Below are 14,767 nucleotides of genomic sequence, written 5' to 3' on the forward strand. Positions count from 1 at the left end.
GATGACCACCGTGAAACTACATGATTCAAGCTTGTTCCAGACACATTGCTACGTTGCCGGACAATGGGTAAATGCCGCCGATGGCGCCGCTCTGCCGGTCACGAATCCGGCCAACGGCGAGGTGATTGCGCACGTCCCTTCCCTTGGCGAATCTGAAACCCTGGCTGCAATCGAAGCCGCCGAACAAGCGCAGAAAGCCTGGAAAACGCTGACGGCGAAAGCTCGCTCGGCAGTGTTGAGAAACTGGTATCAGTTAATCCTCGATAACACCGATGATCTGGCCACGATCCTGACAACAGAGCAAGGTAAACCACTGGCCGAGGCCAAAGGCGAAATTGCTTATGCCGCCAGCTTTATTGAATGGTTTGCCGAAGAGGCCAAACGCACTTATGGCGAAGTCATTCCCAGCCACAAACCGGACGCACGCATCGTGGTTAGCCGTGAACCGATTGGCGTCGTTGGGGCAATTACGCCTTGGAACTTTCCTGCAGCAATGATCACCCGCAAATGCGGTCCGGCCTTTGCCGCAGGATGTGCTGTGGTGCTGAAACCAGCCCCGGAAACCCCATTGACGGCTTTGGCGCTGGCACTTCTGGCAGAACGGGCTGGCATTCCGGCCGGGCTGTTTAGTGTATTAACCGGAGATGCTGTCGCCATTGGTGGAGCCCTTACCCGTAGTAAAACGGTGAAGAAGATTTCATTCACCGGTTCAACCGCTATTGGCAAACTGCTAATGGAGCAATCAGCTCACTCCGTGAAAAAACTTTCACTAGAGCTGGGCGGAAACGCGCCGTTTATTGTGTTCGATGATGCCGATCTTGACGCTGCGATTGACGGTGTCATGGTAGCCAAATTCCGCAATGCCGGACAAACCTGCGTGTGCGCCAACCGCCTGTATGTCCACGATGCCGTCTACGACGCTTTTGTCGACAAGCTGATTGAGCGCGTGGCAGCCCTGAAAGTCGCCGACGGCTTCGAACCCGGTGCAACCATCGGGCCATTGATCAATGCCTCCGCGGTAGCAAAAGTACAAAGCCATATTGATGATGCATTGGCCAAAGGAGCAACCAAGCGCTTTGGACAGACCCCTCTTGCGGGATCAGGATTCTTTCCGCCACACATCCTGACCAATGTCACTGACGATATGCGCGTCGCACATGAGGAAACCTTTGGTCCGTTGGCTGCCATTTTCCGCTTTAGCTCAGATGATGAAGTCATCGCCCGTGCGAACAACACAGATTCCGGGCTGGCCGCTTACGCTTATACCCGTTCACTCAAACGGGCCTGGTATGTCAGTGAAGCACTGGAATCCGGCATGGTTGGGATTAACGAAGGGCTGATCTCCACGGAAGTCGCACCGTTCGGCGGAGTGAAAGAGTCTGGGTTAGGCCGCGAAGGGGCCCGTCAAGGCATTGAAGATTACCTTGAAACCAAATACGTGCTGATGGGTGGCCTGTAAGCGGCCCCCCAGAGATCCATTAAAAGTGATGCGATAAGAAGTAACGCAATAAGAAAAGGATGACCGCATGACAGATAAATTCGAACAAGGACTGGCCATTCGCCGTCAGGTACTTGGCGCCGACTATGTCGACAACGCCATCAACAATGCCACTGATTTCACCCGCCCGATGCAGGAGTTGGTAACAACTTACTGCTGGGGTGAAGTCTGGGGCCGAGATACATTACCGCTGAAAACCCGCAGCTTAATCAACCTGGCGATGATTACCGCCCTGAATCGTCCGCACGAGCTCAAGCTGCATGTTTGTGGAGCCCTGAATAACGGTTGCTCAGAAGAAGAAATTCGTGAAGTTCTGCTGCAAACGGCCATTTATTGTGGTGTGCCGGCTGCCATGGATGCATTCCGTACGGCCAAAGAAGTGATCGATAACTATGAACCTGCGGTAAGCGCTTAGTACCCGGCGGACTTACCATCATCAGGAGGATGTATGTTGCATAAAACAATCCGGTATTGCTCACAGTGTGGCGCTGACGCGATCAGGCAACAGCAGCCTCCTGGTGACACACATTTACGGCCGGTCTGCCAGCAGTGCGGCCATGTTATCTACCAAAACCCGACAGTCATTGCCGGTTGTATTATTGAGCACCAGGGGAAATTTCTGCTGGGACGACGAGCCATTGAACCAATGGCTGGCAAATGGAGCATTCCAGCAGGGTTTATGGAGAATGGCGAGACCGTTGAACAGGCCGCTGCCCGTGAAGTACTGGAAGAAACCGGGGCGAAAGTGGATCTCCTCAGCCCTTACTCTATTTTCAGCGTTCCTCAGATGAATCAGGTCTACATCATTTTCCGTGCGCGTTTTGACGGCTTTGTACAACCGTTTGGTGATGAAACCGCCGAGTTGGCCTTCATGGCAAAAGATGAGGTGCCCTGGCACCACCTGACCTATCCGGCCATCGGCCAGATTCTGAGTCGGTATATCCATGAAGAAAGCCACGGCCAGTTTGGCCTGTATATGGGTAATTTCGATGTGGGTTTGGTACACCCTTTTGGCACCGCGAACTCGTGTTTCAACTGAACACCACCCGAGATTAAACACGGCCAATGCCTAAACACCAGGCACTAAACACTAAGTACTAAACCCTGGGTACTAAACACTAGGCCAGGCACCAAAACGTAAGAAGGAAGACAACATGGCAATCAGCAGTATCGAAGCAATCATTGAAGATATTCGCCAAGGAAAAATGGTCATTTTGATGGACGATGAAGGGCGCGAGAATGAAGGTGATCTCGTCATGGCCGCCGAGTGTGTCACCCCCGCCCACATCAACTTTATGGCACGTAATGCCTGTGGCTTGATTTGCCTGACATTGACGCCAGAGCGCTGCGATCAGTTAGGTTTGCCTCTGATGGTGACCAACAGCACTGATCCACAAGGCACCGGCTTTACCATTACCATTGAAGCCGCATCGGGCGTCACAACCGGCATTTCAGCCGCTGACAGGGCACATACCATTCAGACCGCTGTTCGCCAGGATGCAATACCTTCCGATTTAACCCGGCCCGGGCACATTTTTCCTCTGCGGGCGAAGCCCGGCGGAGTCTTAGAGCGTGACGGTCATACCGAAGCAGGCTGCGATCTGGCACGTCTGGCTGGATACGAACCAGCCAGCGTCATCGTCGAAATCATGAATGAAGACGGAACCATGGCCAGACGCCCGGACCTCGAAATTTATGCACAAAAGCACGGCCTAAAGCTGGGGCTCATATCTGATCTAATTCAGTACCGCCTCAGCCTGGCTTCATGCCAGAACCATGAGCAGGAAACCGATCCAAAGCTGACTCGGGCACAAGCACAAATGCGTAAAGACACCATCGCCGCGTAATCCGCTCCGCCACTCCCGATATAACAGAATGTAGGTGCGGCTTCTCCCCTACATTCTGAACCCCCAGACGGCATCAATCAGCTTAATCATCAGCTCTTTAGACACGCCGTTATCATCTTTTTCCGGCAGATATTCCACCAAATCCATGCCGACAAATTTAGGATGGGCTGCCAGCGTATGCACCAGCGTCAGTGCTTCGCGGGCCGTTAAACCGCCGACATTCGGGGTGGCACAGGCCCGATAAATTGCACCGTCCAGGCTGTCGTAATCAAAGGAGACAAAAAAGCGGTCATAGTGAATTTCTAATTGCTCAACTAATGTGCTCAGCATCTGTCGGAAACCATGACGGTCGATGTATTCCATGTTGTAGTTAGTTATTCCGTGACGCTCAAGCAATGCGGCTTCATTTGGCATCAGATCCCTGACTCCAACGTAATAGACCGATTCAGGCTTCAGTAGGCTGTCCGACGCCACCTGCCAACCGTTGTAGCAGTACTCCCCCATCAGCATTGCCAACGGTTTTCCGTGAAGATTACTGGCCGGGCTATCATTGCAATCAGCATGGGCATCAATCCAGACCACCGCGACACTCTCGTTTCGCGGTTGGAAATAGTCCAGCGTCGCCTGCAGCGTACCGACAGTAATACTGTGATCGCCGCCAAGAATAATTGGCACTCTTCCCTGCTGATAGGTTGCCAAAACCTGCGGGTGTAGCAACTGACAATAGGCCGCCAGAGCCTGCTCCTTCTTGCCATCATGCAGATGTTGTCGAACCCGCGCATCAGGCAGCACGTCACCCATATCTCGGATATCACCGCCCCACCGCTGATTTCTGACCGCTATCCACTCAGTCAGCCCCAGCCAGCAGCGCTCATCTGGCTCCCGCAATGGCTGCACTGTATTGTTATCAGTCGGTACAAAACCCAACTGGTTAAACGGTGCGCCGATAATATCAAACGGCTTGCGTTCCGGTTTAGCTGTCGTCATGACTCTCCTCCTGCCCTTCGGGCTCCGGCAGAGCGGCTGCCAGCTTTTTCAGGTATTGCTTGGCAGCGTTGGCTTCTCCGCGACTGAGCCATTTCATGCAGGTTAGCAGTTCCCACATCAGCCCTTCGTCACCGTACGGATAGACCGGAAACGTTGCATGTTGCGGAGCGGGATCATCCGTCAACTTGCTGTTCACCACCCCCGCTTTATCAAACAGCACCACGCAAGGCTGGCTCAGAGAAATTGCTTCCGCCACATCGGCACAGTGAATCTCGGCGCTGGTAAGGTCTTCGAACAGGTATTTTCTGAAGCAGGCTTTATCGTTATGCTCCCCGATCAGTCGATAAAAAATGGCTTTTCCGGCTTCAAACGCAGCAAAATATGACGCCGTCTGGCGATGAAATCCGTTCCGAGTAAAAAACAGAATATCGGCATCGGACACCCGGTCTCCCGTCCCACCCGCCAGCGATCCCACCAGCACGCCAGCCAGCACATCCTCATGACAGGCAAAAACCTCGACCGAGGAAGCAACCAACTGCTGTTGATGCGGTAAATCTTTTAAAAGCTGCGTATCCCATTCCCTGTTCACCTTACTCTCCCTTTTCTTGTGTTCTTGTGTTCTTGTGCGGCTGATTCTTAAGCAATAATTCAGTGCTTTACTGGCGCAAGCGGTTTACCTCATCACCATAAAAGGATGAAAGATTCATTGTCTATAAAACATTCTCTCGCCTGAGACTCATTCGTCATTATTTTTAATCATTACCCATCATTTTATTTATCAATAATGTTTATTTTGTTCATAAAAACGGTTGTTTTTTCCGCGTTTCAGAAGAGATTTTTTTCCGGATTGCCAACCCGGATGACTTGGAGTAGTATCAATATTGTTATATCAATTTTGGTTTTGAGTTTTTTGAGTCAGGTAAATCCTATACCTGGCTTTTTTTATTGCGCGCTTTTTATTTGTTCAGTCTGAATCCCTTTAATTCAGGGGTTAAAATGCGCCTTGTTTGATAGGAGTAACCAATGAGTTTAAAACCAAATATTATTATTTCCTCTCTGGATGCCGAACGCCTGGATAACCTGCTGGAGTCAATGGCTAACAGTGATCTGCCAGGACTGGCGGATCTGGAAGATGAGCTGGATCGTGCGACGATTGTCGCCCCGGAAGAAGTTCCCCCAACAGTGGTGACCATGAACTCAACCGTGCGTTTTTCTGTTGCCTCATCCAAGGAAACCTTTTGTTATACATTGGTTTACCCAAGTGATGTGAAGAAAGACGCCAAAAACATCTCAATTCTGGCTCCCGTCGGCAGCGCCCTGCTGGGGATGTCGCAAGGGGATGAAATCGAATGGCCAAAACCGGGCGGCGGTATTTTAAAAGTGCGAATTGAAGAGATTGTTGATCAGCCTGAGCGTAATGGTGATTTCCAACGCTGACAGCCGGTTCAACTGACTTTTCTGATGCCTAGCAGACAGTGAGTTTTTCGTTTCCGCCGAGGTCACTCTGTGGTTGACGAAATCTGAAACTTGATGTTCCGCTAATGTTAGGCATCACAGGGTTCCCTTCTGTTTTTCCCCGCATTCAACCGCTTACAAAAAATAACCACCACAGTGGTGTGGTGGTCGCAGAAAATAGCTGCACTTATCACGATATTAATTAATATTTTGAAACAAATGCAGCCAGATAAAAATAAACTTTATTTAATTCACATTAATATATTTATCACTGGTCAATAAGTTAAGAACAATATTGACATTATCACTCACTTGCTGATTAACGCGCCCAGGGAATAACGTTTCCAGCTTATCGAGGCGATCAAATTCGGTATGCCAGATTTTTCCCCACTTCGTTTCTGTCTCACGATCGCAGGCAGTTTTTTGTTCCGCGTCATAACAGTCCCAAGCTGCCGGGTTAGTGGTTTGTGAGTAACCATCAAATCCCCATTCGCCGTTGATATTAAAATTTGTCGCTTCGACATAAGCGATCGGAATACCGGCACAGGCAAAACCCGCATGATCTGACCATGAGCCAGTTTCACCTTCCGGATAGCCAGGAAACGCCGGGTGCACAACGTATTTCCCGTCTTCTCCTTTCACATCAATTGATGACTGAAGCATGGCATCACGCAAAGACGGCTGATAACTGTAATTGGCACCTGTCAGTCCCAGTTTTTCACACTTAGACTGGTACTCGGCGTAATCGGAGTGCGCGGCGTGCACATAAACGATGTCACCACCACCTACAGTGTCATAGTTAATCATGCCGATCACATTATCCAGTTTGCCGTTTTTCAGTGCATCCTGAACATAATGCAGTGACCCATTCAGGCCATTTTCCTCCGCCCCTGGCAGTAAAATGCGGACATTAAAAGGCAGGTCTGTCTGCTGAATTTTTTCCGCAATGGCAATAGCGGCCGCCAGACCGGCCCCGTTATCGGTCGCACCCAGCGAGCCGTGATCGGCGCCGGTTGAGTCATAGTGTGCAGCCAGCACGATGGTTTTATCTACCTTGCCTGCTTTTTCTACAATGAAATTGCGTGAGTTGAGTGTCTTGCCGCCTTTCTCATACGAAAAACTTTGTACTTCAACGTTATAGCCAAAGCCAGTTAATTTGTCGTAAATCCAGTCTCCGGTTTCCGTTTCTTTGGCTGTACCCGCTTCACGCGCGCCGATTCCTTCCGCTTCGTGAGCGACTTCCAGCAAATAGCCTGTGGCTTTCTGACCAAAATCGACAGCGGCGTCGTCATCACTGTTGCATCCAGACAGGGCGACGGCCACAGACAAAGCCGTCAACGCAAAAATTCCTTGTTTCATCGTTATTATCCTTGTTTTGTATTGGCTAAATAATGCTTTGCGGCCCTATTATCTGGTTAATTGCGCAACAAAACGTGAGATATCTCTAAGAGAGTGATTTATTTATAGCCAGGTTTTCTTTTTGAGCATCAGATCATGTTACCGGCCACACACGCTTCCGGAGATTTCAGATTTACAATGTAAACCTGCATCCTTCCCCAGCTTCCATTACCAACGGCCCATCAGCTTCGCCACCACAACCGCACCAAGCACCAAGCACCAAGCACCAAGCACCAAGCAGGCCAGAGACCTCCTCGCAAACAAAACCGGATTTTCTGCCAATTTAAGGCGCTCATTTTGCTTTCATTCGATGGGCTTTAATGCTAGCTTGTCGCATATGCAAAATGTTTATCACTTCGCGGATACCACCGCATTCAACACTACATCTTGGTGGCACTCTCTTTTTTAAGAGCGGTGCTGAATACTTTTGTTCAAAGCCGCCGGCAGGCAGGCTAATGAATAAACGTAGTTTCCCCTTGTCTCCGGCGCACCAAAACTAACCGGAGTTTCTCATGACCCAATCCAACTCATTGCCACCGACAACCAAACCGTTTCATCAGGCATACGAGCCATTGAGCCCGCAACCGCCTTTGTCTGTCGGCCATAAGATCCTGACCGGCGATCGGGCAACCGGCCAATTACACCTTGGCCATTATGTCGGTTCGCTGCAACAACGGGTGGCCCTACAGGCTCATAATGATCAGACCATACTGGTCGCCGACATGCAGGGGCTAACCGATAACGGGAACACTCCGGCGAAAGTGGCCGGCAACATTCTCAACGTGGTCGCCGATTACCTTGCCGCAGGTATCGATCCGTCACAAACGACTATCTGCCTGCAATCCGGTTTACCTGCCCTGGCCGAACTCACCATGTTTTACTCAAATCTGGTTACCATCGCCCGACTGGAGCGCAATCCGACGGTAAAAAATGAAATTCAGGGCAAAGGGTTTGGCCGTTCTATTCCGGCCGGTTTTCTGACCTACCCTATCAGTCAGGCAGCCGATATCACGGCTTTTCAGGCCACTCTGATCCCGGTTGGCGATGACCAATTGCCGATGCTGGAACAAACCAACGAAATTGTCAGGAAGATCAATAGCCTTGCCGGGAAACCTATCCTCACGGAGTGCCAACCCATGCTGAGTAATATGCCAAGACTACCGAGTGTGGACGGCAAAGCTAAAATGTCGAAATCACTTGGTAATGCCATCACCCTTGATGCCTCTGATGCCGACATCGCAAAAGCCGTCAAAGCCATGTATACCGATCCGAACCACCTGACCGTTGATGCACCGGGACAGGTTGAAGGCAATGTCGTGTTCACATACCTGGACGCCTTTTATCCGGATCCTGCTTTTGTGGAAAGCCTGAAAGCGCATTACCGCCGCGGTGGCCTGGGGGATGGCAAAACCAAAGCTATTCTGACCGAGTGCCTGCAGGCCATGATTGCGCCGATGCGTGAGAAAAGGCAGGCGCTGATTGCCGATAAGCAATACCTGATTGACGTGTTGAAAGCCGGGACAGAAAAAGCCCGAGAGGAATCGAGCCAGACTCTGACTCAGGTAAAACAGGCTTTTGGATTAAACATTTTCTGAAAGAAGGGTTGCTCTGCCGGGCATCATCTCAGCGCGGCTGGCACACAGTTAGCGCGGCCAGTTCTGCAAGCTGCTCGCTTCAGGAGCAGCTTGCTTTAGGAACGATTGGCATCAGGAAGAGATCGTTTCATAAGTTGCTCGCTTCAAGAGCGGCCTCTTCAGGCACAGGCCGCGCTTTAATGCTGTCAGCTGTCATGCTGCGGTGACTCACAAGCCTAAACCCTCCGAGGTGAATGGTCATTCCGAGGTGGAGGGTCATAAAGGTTTTCGGCGATACCGGGCATTGATCAGATCTTCAACCTGTTTCTGCTCACGACGCGCCTGCTCATACTGCTGCTTCGCTTTCCAGCGTTCCAGCACCGTTTCCAGACTTTTCACTTTTGCCTGACTGGCTTCCAACTGCTGGCGGCTACGCTGACATTCCGCTTCCATCAGCGCCTGCTCGTGCTGATGGTGATGCAACATACGATTCAGCAGACCTTGTACTCGGGTACTGTTCATCAACATGGTACTGTTAACCCCTTGCTGGGTAACATGAGACTGCCACTGGCAGCCGGATTTCAACATACCCAGCGCTTCCAGCTGTTGCTGAAAGTAATCAGCCTGTTGCCGCTGCTGAACAAACAGCTGCCCCTGACGATCTCTTTGCTGCTCGGCCATTTGTTGCAGTTTACCTACCGCCCTGACTTTCGCTTTCATTTAGTAGCCTTATCAGTAACCGTTGGACGAGTTTGCTGGTTGAGCCGAACTGAACATTTGTGCCAGTTGAGACAGGCTTGCAGGGTAGTCAGAGACTTCCTGCACCGACTGTTGCAGATACGCTTTCAGCATCGGTTGCATCGCGACCGCCTGATCCAATTCCGGATCCTGGCCGGGTTGATAGCCCCCCAGTGGCAGCAACTCCTTCACCTGCTGATAGCTGGCATTGAGCTGACGAAACTGGTTGGCTACGGTCACATGGGAAATCTCAGTACAACTACTCATACAACGGCTGATTGAAGCATTGATATCAATCGCCGGATAATGGCCTTGCTCCGCCAGCTGGCGAGACAGCACAACATGGCCATCAAGGATGGCACGGGCAGAATCCACCACCGGATCCTGCTGGTCGTCTCCTTCCGCCAATACGGTATAAATGGCAGTTAGGCTGCCATCGGGGTGTTCACCGTTACCGGCTCGCTCCAGCAACTGCGGTAACAGGCTGAACACTGACGGCGGATAACCACGTGACGCCGGCGGTTCACCCAACGATAACGCAATTTCGCGCTGTGCCATGGCATAACGGGTGAGCGAATCCATCATCAACAGAACATCTTTGCCCTGATCACGGAAATATTCAGCGACCCGGTGACACAGTTTCGTGGCCCGCAAGCGCATCAGCGGTGATTCGTCGGCAGGAGCAGCCACAATGACAGCCCGACGACGGCCTTCTTCACCCAAATTACGTTCGATAAACTCCCGGACTTCACGCCCCCGTTCACCAATCAACCCCACCACAATCACATCTGCGGTGGTATTTTTGGTGATCATGCCCATCAGCACACTTTTGCCGACACCGCTCCCGGCCATCAGACCGATCCGTTGCCCTTTTCCCAGAGTTAGCAAGCCGTTGATCGCTCGGATCCCCACATCCAGCGGGGTATCAACCGGACGGCGTTTCAACGGGTTAATCGGGCGGGGATCCAGTGCGACCCGATCTCCCCCTTTCAGTGGCTCCCCATCATCCAGCGGCTCACCCAGCCCGTTAACCACCCGGCCTAGCCAGTGCTCTCCCATCTGCACGGTGCTGTCGCCATCCAGAGGGATCACTTTGGCACCGGCATAAAGACCGCCTAACTGGCGAATAGGCATCAGATATGCGACCGTATGATCAAAACCGACCACCTGCGCTTCAATCATTTCACCGTCATCGGCTTCCACCAGACAACGTTGCTCCAGCTTAAAGCGGCACCCGACGGCCTGCAGCATCAAACCGCTGACTTTGACCAGTCGCCCCGTGACTCGAGCCACCGGAATTGACTCCAAAGACGCCAGCGCATCACTGAGTTTGTCAGCCAATCCACTGCGGCTCATCTGATTCGGCATGACGTTACTCAACCAGCATGTCCTCAGCCACCAGGTCCTCAACCACCGCGTCCTGAACGGTCTGGGCGTCGCCATCCAGTAAGTGCTCACGGACATTTTCCATGCACGCTTCCAGACGTGCATCACAACTAGCGTCCGCTTCGGCATGATCCGTAACCAGCTGACAACCACCAATCGGCAACGCGCTGTCCGGCACCAGTTTCCAATGAGCCGGCAAGTCAGGATGAATATTGGTAATGCGCTCCAAATCCTGTGGGTTGAGGTGCACCACCACTTTTTCGGTCTTGCCCGGCAGGGCATCCAGCGTCTCTTCAACCAGCGCCAGAATCTGTTGCGGCATCAGGGTCAGCTCAGCACGAATGACCTGCTGAGCAACCTTCTGTACCAGCTCACAGATCAACTGGCGCTGCTCGCGTTCTTTTTCCTGCTGCCACCGGGACAAGCTAGTAAACAGTTCGTTTACCGGTTTTGCCGCCGCCAGGAAAGCTGCCCGGCCGGTTTGCTCACCGCTGGCATAGCCTTTTTCGAACCCTTCTTTCTGTCCTTCCAGCAGACCTTGCTGAACACCCTGATCCAGGCCTTGCTTGAAGCCTTCTGAATGACCTTGCTGAAGACCCTGTTGAAAACCTTCTTCCAGCTTTTGCTGCACATCAAACTGCGTCTGCTGCCAGTTATCTTCCATATCCAGATCCAGCAGACCCGGCTCCCGGCTGATCTGTTCAGCCACCGGTGGAAAGCGATGCAGGCGATATTGTCCTGGCTGGAGACGCATGACTTTGGTTGTCTTCATCCGTTACTCCACCGTCTGTTCCTGATAAAGCAGCAGCTCGATATCACCGTTTTCTGCCATTTCACGCGCAATCTGCATGATGTCCTGGCGGGCTTTTTCTACCCGGCTCAGTGGAACTGCTCCTTTCAAGGCCATTTCATCTTCCAGGTTCTTCACCATCCGCTGCGGCATCGCGCGTTTGATGGCCTGTTGCAACTGAATTTCCGAACCTTTCAGCGCCATCGCCCACAATTCAACCGCAACCGCCTGAACCAGCACATCCATGGTGTTGTCACGCTGACGTCCCAGCACCATGAAATCAAACATGTTTTCTTCAATGTCGGACACCACGCTTTCATCATGCAATTTAAGCATTTCCATCAGCTGCCCCCGATCGCCGTCGAAACGGTTAATGATGTCAGCGGCCTGCTTCGCCCCATCGATCGGTGCGCTGTGACTGACAGAAACATGGTCGATACAGCGTTCAATCAGTTCCTGCAAGTCCCGCGCGACTTCGTGATCGATCTCCTGCAAGCGGGCAATCCGGTAGACCAGTTCATCATGGTAATCCGGCGGCATTTTCGACAGTACCCGCGATGAGCTTTCCGGTGGCAGATAAGCCAGGAAAATTGCCTGCATCTGCGGGTGTTCCTGCGCGATAAACTTGGCCAGTACCTCCGGGTCAACCCATTGCAGACGCTGGATATTGTTACGCAGTTCATCGCCGTAAATATTATTCAGCAAGCCCTTGGCAAGATCGTTACCCAGGGCTTTTCGCAGTGTGTTGGACAGGTATTCTTTGGACGCTCCGCGAATCCCGCTGTGGGCACGAAAGTCATCAAAGAATCGTTGAATCACACCTTTGGCTTTTTCACTTTTGATGCCGGAGAGGTTAGCCATGGCACGCGTCACCCGCTGAACTTCGTCACGAGAGAAGTGCTGCAGCACCTGCGCGGCAGCGTCCTCTCCCATGCCAAGCAAAACCAGAGCGGTTTTTTCAACGCTGCTGAACGCCTTCGCCTCAGCCATTTTTGCTTGTGTTTTGTTCATTTGCATTTACCCATTGTTTCAGGACTTCGGCCACCCGGACCGGCTCTTCATTTGCGATCAGCTGCAAGTGTTTCAGCTGAATTTCCAGCGGTGATCCCGGTGGAGGCAACAGCAGTTCATGGTGAGAATCCAGTGCGGAGCTGGTGCTTTCCAGCCCTTTCTCTGCCAGACGCTGGTTCAGGCGTTTTTCATGCTCACGCTCGGCCAGCGTCTGCACATCGGCGTTATAATCGTCCTGCTCTTCCTGCGGCGGTGCAAATTCCAGCTCTGTCCGGCGGCGATCAATCCCGGTAAGGTGAGCAATCAGGGGACGCAGGACAAAGAAGATCATGGCCAGCCCCAGAATCCCGCCAATCACGTAGCGAAGCGGCTGCTGCACGGTCGGATCCTGCCACCACGGAATGGCGGGCGGCGCATCGATTTCAATCGGGGTAAAGTTGAAACTGAGCAGACTGAGGCTGTCGCCACGCGCTGCAGAGATACCAACAGCATCTTTTACCATGGTACTGATCTGCTGCTTTTCCTCTTCCGTCCAGGCCGTACCGTTTGGCGCCGCCGCTGCATTCAGCAGAACGGAAACGGTCAGCTTATTGACCTTACCCTGCTGATGCTGGGTATGTCGCACACTGCTGCCCAGCGCGTATTGGCGATTCACTTCAGAGCGCTCGTTAGTGTTTTTACTGTCTTTGGGATCTTCCTTGCCGGTCACAGGCGGCTTATTACTCAGCGAACCCGGCACACCCAGTGCGATCTTATCAATCGAGTTATTCTGGATGCTGTGTTCCGTGCGAACCACCGGTGACGGATCAATGGATTCCCGGGTTTCTTCCACACGACTGAAATCCATATCCGCCGCGACCTGAACCCGGAAATTACTTGGCCCGACAATCGGTGTCAGCATATCTGCCGCGCGCTGAATCACCTGCTTTTCGAGGTTCTTCTGGTAATCGAGGAACTTGGCGTTCACCTTGCCGACTTCAGCACTGCCGATATCGGCACTCAGTAGGCGACCGTACTGATCGACCACCGACACGTTTTCCATTTTCATGCCGGTAACGCTGCCGACAATCAAATTGATAATGGCTTCAACCTGTTCATTTTTCAGGTCTTCCCCGGCTTTCAGCTCAACCATGACCGATGCTGACGGGGCTTCCGCCTGCTGTCGGACAAACAGTGTCTGACGGGGAATCGCCAGGTGCACCCTGGCATTGTTAACGGCATCCAGCGCGATAATGGTGCGAACCAGCTCGCCTTCCAGTCCATGGCGGTAGCGGGCCGTTTCCATAAACTGGCTGGTGCCCAGTGAAGAGTCGTCTTTCAGGGAGTCCAGCCCGGTCGGTAGCTTAGCCTTGATACCTTTGGCCGCCAGCAGCATCCGGATACGGGCCACTTCGCCTTCCTCGACCAGAACCTGACCATTTTCTTCCTGTAAGCGGTATGGGATACCTTCCCCTTCCAGTACCGAGATGATCTCCCCGGTATCAAAACGCTCTTGCTGACCGTAGAGCGGGCGATAATTCTGGCTGGAACTCCACAATGCAACAACGATGATGGCCGCCACAATCGCCGCCATCACCGCAGAAAGAACCAGATTTCGCTGGTTGCTGTGCCACAGGGATTTGGCCCTGGCCACCATAGCCTCAGCAGACGGTGCTGAGGCGGAAGTAGGTTGAGCAATAACTTCTGACATAACTTACACCGGCATTTTCATGACTTCATCGAACGAGGCGACGACCTTGTTGCGTACCTGCATCAGGGCCGAGAAAGACAAACTGGCTTTCTGGCTGGCGATCATCGCCCCGACCAGATCGTCACTTTGCCCGGTTTCCACCGCGGTCATTTTGGCACTGGCATCCGCCTGATGGGCATTGACACTGTCCAGTACCTGACGCATGGCTCCGGAGAAGGAAAGCGGCGGGTTGAGCGCTCCATCGGCGATCCGATTCTCCGTCACGATACGGGTATCGAGGGGATTTGCTGACACCACAAAGTCAGGCGCAATCCGTTGTTGCATATTCTGCATTTTGCTCAGCATCATCTGCTCAGACGAAGCCAGCTGAACTAAAGTGTTATTTGCCATTTT

Annotated in this window: 14 protein-coding genes and 1 pseudogene; 6 read left to right on the forward strand and 9 right to left on the reverse strand. The window is 52.4% G+C overall.

Annotation, left to right across the window (positions count from 1 at the left end):
- The first annotated feature begins 1 nt into the window (after position 1).
- From FH974_RS24230 to ribB, 4 genes and pseudogenes are all read left to right on the forward strand, one after another.
- Entirely contained in the window at positions 2-1,459 is a 1,458-nt protein-coding gene (locus FH974_RS24230) for an NAD-dependent succinate-semialdehyde dehydrogenase (protein ID WP_047885109.1), read from the forward strand.
- A 67-nt stretch (positions 1,460-1,526) separates the two neighbouring features.
- A complete protein-coding gene (locus FH974_RS24235) occupies positions 1,527-1,913 on the forward strand; it encodes a carboxymuconolactone decarboxylase family protein (protein WP_047885108.1) in 387 nt (128 codons plus the stop codon).
- A gap of 33 nt (positions 1,914-1,946) precedes the next feature.
- Positions 1,947-2,537 (forward strand): NUDIX hydrolase, encoded by a 591-nt coding sequence (locus tag FH974_RS24240; protein ID WP_047885107.1) that lies wholly within the window; start codon positions 1,947-1,949, stop codon positions 2,535-2,537.
- A 115-nt stretch (positions 2,538-2,652) separates the two neighbouring features.
- Positions 2,653-3,249, forward strand: a pseudogene (gene ribB, locus FH974_RS24245) (3,4-dihydroxy-2-butanone-4-phosphate synthase); the annotation flags it as partial.
- 144 nt (positions 3,250-3,393) lie between these two features.
- On the opposite strand, the gene FH974_RS24250 reads toward ribB, so the two are convergent.
- On the reverse strand, positions 3,394-4,332 hold the full coding sequence (locus FH974_RS24250; RefSeq protein ID WP_047885106.1) for an arginase family protein: 939 nt from the start codon (positions 4,330-4,332) through the stop codon (positions 3,394-3,396).
- Entirely contained in the window at positions 4,319-4,921 is a 603-nt protein-coding gene (locus FH974_RS24255; protein WP_047885105.1) for a hypothetical protein, read from the reverse strand. The genes FH974_RS24250 and FH974_RS24255 overlap by 14 nt, the downstream gene beginning before the upstream one ends.
- 434 nt (positions 4,922-5,355) lie before the next feature.
- Here FH974_RS24255 and rnk point away from each other — a divergent pair, with 434 nt between their 5' ends.
- Positions 5,356-5,769 (forward strand): nucleoside diphosphate kinase regulator, encoded by a 414-nt coding sequence (gene rnk, locus FH974_RS24260; RefSeq protein WP_047885104.1) that lies wholly within the window; start codon positions 5,356-5,358, stop codon positions 5,767-5,769.
- 264 nt (positions 5,770-6,033) lie between these two features.
- On the opposite strand, the gene FH974_RS24265 is transcribed toward rnk, so the two are convergent.
- The gene (locus tag FH974_RS24265; protein WP_047885103.1) at positions 6,034-7,146 is read right to left on the reverse strand and encodes a M28 family metallopeptidase; all 1,113 of its coding nucleotides are present in this window, start codon (positions 7,144-7,146) and stop codon (positions 6,034-6,036) included.
- Positions 7,147-7,697: 551 nt separating this feature from the next.
- Between FH974_RS24265 and trpS the strand changes: the two genes are divergently transcribed.
- Complete coding sequence (gene trpS, locus FH974_RS24270; protein WP_084712542.1) at positions 7,698-8,780, forward strand: tryptophan--tRNA ligase; 1,083 nt, start codon at positions 7,698-7,700, stop codon at positions 8,778-8,780.
- A 255-nt stretch (positions 8,781-9,035) separates the two neighbouring features.
- Here trpS and fliJ read toward each other — a convergent pair whose 3' ends face one another.
- Genes fliJ through fliE form a run of 6 tightly spaced genes read right to left on the reverse strand, consistent with a single transcriptional unit; the run spans position 9,036 to position 14,764 of the window.
- Complete coding sequence (gene fliJ / locus FH974_RS24275; RefSeq protein WP_047885102.1) at positions 9,036-9,479, reverse strand: flagellar export protein FliJ; 444 nt, start codon at positions 9,477-9,479, stop codon at positions 9,036-9,038.
- 12 nt (positions 9,480-9,491) lie between these two features.
- Complete coding sequence (gene fliI / locus FH974_RS24280; protein WP_047885101.1) at positions 9,492-10,865, reverse strand: flagellar protein export ATPase FliI; 1,374 nt, start codon at positions 10,863-10,865, stop codon at positions 9,492-9,494.
- 4 nt (positions 10,866-10,869) lie between these two features.
- Positions 10,870-11,655 carry a flagellar assembly protein FliH gene (gene fliH, locus FH974_RS24285; protein ID WP_047885100.1) on the reverse strand — a complete coding sequence of 262 codons (786 nt, stop codon included), beginning with the start codon at positions 11,653-11,655 and terminating at the stop codon, positions 10,870-10,872.
- Between the two features lie 3 nt (positions 11,656-11,658).
- Positions 11,659-12,684: a flagellar motor switch protein FliG gene (locus FH974_RS24290; protein ID WP_047885174.1), complete on the reverse strand. Its 1,026-nt coding sequence runs from the start codon at positions 12,682-12,684 to the stop codon at positions 11,659-11,661.
- Positions 12,656-14,374, reverse strand: a complete 1,719-nt coding sequence (fliF, locus tag FH974_RS24295) for a flagellar basal-body MS-ring/collar protein FliF (protein WP_047885099.1) — start codon at positions 14,372-14,374, stop codon at positions 12,656-12,658. The genes FH974_RS24290 and fliF overlap by 29 nt, the downstream gene beginning before the upstream one ends.
- A 3-nt stretch (positions 14,375-14,377) precedes the next feature.
- Positions 14,378-14,764 (reverse strand): flagellar hook-basal body complex protein FliE, encoded by a 387-nt coding sequence (fliE, locus tag FH974_RS24300; RefSeq protein ID WP_047885098.1) that lies wholly within the window; start codon positions 14,762-14,764, stop codon positions 14,378-14,380.
- Positions 14,765-14,767: the final 3 nt, after the last annotated feature.

The organism is Photobacterium ganghwense (genome assembly GCF_017329545.1).
In the GTDB taxonomy this organism is placed as follows: Bacteria; Pseudomonadota; Gammaproteobacteria; order Enterobacterales; family Vibrionaceae; genus Photobacterium; species Photobacterium ganghwense.